Source organism: Facklamia sp. P12955, from assembly GCF_050409565.1.
GTDB lineage: Bacteria > Bacillota > Bacilli > Lactobacillales > Aerococcaceae > Facklamia.
Map to the genome: position 1 here is coordinate 1 of NZ_JBNUPF010000046.1, position 3444 is coordinate 3444.

The 3444-nt window shown below is 36.7% G+C and carries 2 protein-coding genes and 1 pseudogene; 2 read left to right on the forward strand and 1 reads right to left on the reverse strand.

Features of this window, described 5'->3' with window-relative positions:
* Together ACQV2G_RS08935 and ACQV2G_RS08940 are read left to right on the forward strand one after the other, a co-directional pair.
* Positions 1–1351: Rib/alpha-like domain-containing protein (locus ACQV2G_RS08935; RefSeq protein ID WP_428876629.1), on the forward strand; the 1351-nt coding region annotated here is incomplete at its 5' end.
* Between the two features lie 164 nt (positions 1352–1515).
* A pseudogene (locus tag ACQV2G_RS08940) lies at positions 1516–2816 on the forward strand (ISL3 family transposase).
* 92 nt (positions 2817–2908) lie between these two features.
* On the opposite strand, the gene ACQV2G_RS08945 reads toward ACQV2G_RS08940, so the two are convergent.
* The coding region (locus ACQV2G_RS08945) for a fasciclin domain-containing protein (protein ID WP_428876630.1) at positions 2909–3444 on the reverse strand (536 nt) is incomplete at its 5' end.

Consider the following 3444-nt stretch of genomic DNA (forward strand, 5'->3'; position numbering starts at 1 on the left):
AATTCCAGATGATAAGGAAATAGAAGCAGGATCAGATCCAAAAGATCCAAACAGTCTTCCATTAACACCAATTTCACCTATTGAGGGATTGGAAGAAATTGCTGATCAAACAGTTGTAGAAGGCAAGCCAATCAAAGATATCATGGTTACGCCAGATAATGAGGGTGCTACTGTGGAAGTGACAGAGTTGCCAGACGGTTTAACCTATGATCCAGAAACAGGAACAATCACTGGTACACCAAACGTTGATGACTGGAAAGATGATTTAGAAAACAATGATTTTGAAGAAGAACGCGAAATACCAATCAAAATCAAAGTAACAAATCCAGGTGGGTCATCAACAACTGAAACAGTAACAATTACCGTTCAACGCGATACAGATAAAGATGGAGTACCTGATGTGACTGATCCAGATGATGATGGTGATGGTGTAGCAGACCAAGAAGAGATTGACAAGGGAACGAATCCAAAAGATCCAAACAGTCTTCCATTAACACCAATTTCACCTATTGAGGGATTGGAAGAAATTGCTGATCAAACAGTTGTAGAAGGCAAGCCAATCAAAGATATCATGGTTACGCCAGATAATGAGGGTGCTACTGTGGAAGTGACAGAGTTGCCAGACGGTTTAACCTATGATCCAGAAACAGGAACAATCACTGGTACACCAAACGTTGATGACTGGAAAGATGATTTAGAAAACAATGATTTTGAAGAAGAACGCGAAATACCAATCAAAATCAAAGTAACAAATCCAGGTGGGTCATCAACAACTGAAACAGTAACAATTACCGTTCAACGCGATACAGATAAAGATGGAGTACCTGATGTGACTGATCCAGATGATGATGGTGATGGTGTAGCAGACCAAGAAGAGATTGATAAAGGAACGAATCCAAAAGATCCAAACAGTCGTCCATCGGAAAATGAACTAACAGATGCTGATAAGAATGAACCAATTGGTAAAGACATTGAAACAGAAATTGGTCAAGTTCCAAATTCATCAGAAGGAATTAGTAATAAAGATGATTTACCAGAAGGTACTAAAATTGAGTGGGTTGTAGAACCAGATGTTTCTAAACCAGGTAAATCAGAAGGTGTTATTCGAGTAACATATCCAGACGGTTCATCAGAAACAATAAAAGTTAATGTAATTGTTTCTGATAAAAAAGCAAATATTAGCAACAACAATGGATCAACTAAACCGGAAAATGATTCACCTTCTAAATCTGAAATGCTTCCAACTACTGGAGAATCAGATAATTTAATGATTTTTTCTGGAGTTGCTCTTTCAATTCTAAGTGGATTAGGATTAATTGCAGTAGGAGGCAGAAAAAAAGAAGAAAATTAAGATGTTTGAACGTTTTATAATAAAACTATTCAAATTTTAGGTTCTATAATAAATAGGGTTGATGGAAGAAAAAACACTTCCTTCAACCCTTTTTTTTGGTACATAAAAACACAGAAGTCCGATCTATTAAAAGTACCAACAACTAATAGAAAGGACTCTGTGCTATGACTCATGATATACGAACATTACTCACTATAAAAGACCCTAACGTAAAATTCTCTGATAATTGTGTGGAAAAGATCAAAAATAAGCTTCACATAAAGTGTACACTGACCTATCCTGTTGATAGCTGTCTTTGTTGCCAAAAGGAAGGAGTTGTCGTTAAAAACGGCACACGCTCCTCTAGAATCACCTACTTAGAAAGTGCAGGGCAAGCTTGCTACTTACTTTTTAAAAAACAACCTTACCTTTGTCGAAATTGTGGCCACTCCTTCACTGCAGAAACCAATTTGGTTGAGAAGAACTGCTTTATCTCGCGTGCCACTAAGCAAAAAAAATCGCCAGCTTGGCAACGGACACTACTGCTGAAAAGAAAATTGCTTCTCAAACACCTGTCTCTATTCATACCGTACGACGTGTGGTCGATGCTTTCGCTGCTACAATACGTAAACAACCTACCACTCTTCCAGCACATCTTTGTTTTGATGAATTCAAATCGACCCGTTCCGTTAAAGGGTCTATGAGCTTTATCTATTGTGATGCTCTGACTCACCAAGTCGTTGATATCGTAGAGGATCGTCGTTTATATGCGTTGAAAGAGCACTTTTACCGATATAGTCGACACGAACGAAAAAAAGTAAAAACCATTTGTATTGATAGGTATGTCCCCTATATTGAATTGATCCGTCAATTATTTCCTAATGCTTCCATTATTATTGACCGATTCCATATCGTTCAATCTCTTAACCGTGAATTGAACCGTTGTCGGATTCAAGGAATGAACCAAGTAAGATATAAAGACAGAAGGCTCTATAATAAGCTTAAGAGGTACTGGAAACTGTTTTTAATGAAGGAAACGAAGCTTGAATACACACGCTATGAAAGATATCCTATTTTTGACTCTTTAACGAATACAGGGAATGTGGTGGATTACCTGTTAAATCAAAATGAAGTCCTTAAAGACGTCTATCGTGTGGTTCAAGACCTTCATTTCTCTCTCGAACAATCAGACCCTCTAATGTTTATGACTACCCTTTATCAGGCTTCAAATCAATCGCTTGCACCGGGGCTTAAGAGAGTCCTAAGGACAGTTACTAAGTTTAAACAATACATTAAGAATAACTTTCATTATCACACACTGACTAATGGCCCTATTGAAGGGATTAATAACACGATTAAAGTGCTTAAACGCCATGCTTATGGCTATAAAAACGACTCCCATTTCAAAAATAGAATACTTTTAATATCAAGATTATATGTGTCAGGAAGAAAAGAAAAGGAGACTAAGCAACCGTTAATTGCTTAATCTCCTTGGATAGCATCCACCCTATTTATTATAGAACTTTATTTATTCAGCCTCTTTGACGTTAATAGAAAATAAGAAAAGCTTTGCCTAGCTTATTTAGTATCCACTTTTTGTAACTCGAAGTCTTTAGGAATTAAAACTGTGTCAATGATATGAATAACTCCATTGGAAACTTCTAAATCGGTAGAAGTAATCATCGATTCACTGATCATCGGCTCGTCTTCTGAAAAATCGAAGGCCACTTTTTCTCCATTAACAGTTTCAACAGATTTTCCGTCTTTTAAATCTTCAGCCAAAATTTTACTAGCCACCAGGTGATAAGTTAATAGTTTATTAAGATCAGGCTGTGTTAGTAGCTCTTGCTCCGTGATATCAAGCTCTTCTAATAATTGCTCAAAAGCTTCATCCGTTGGGGCGAAGAGGGTATATGGTTCGTTTTCTTGTAAGATTTCAACTAAATTAGTTTTTTCAAAAGCAGCCGCTAAAATACTGAAATCATCATTATCTTGAAGGGTGGCAACAATATCCTTTTGTTTATGTATGTCTTCTTTAGAACTTATTTCTTTGGTACTCTCTTCTTTAGAGCTCTCTTTTTTAGAGCTTTTTTCTTTGGTACTTTCTTCTTTAG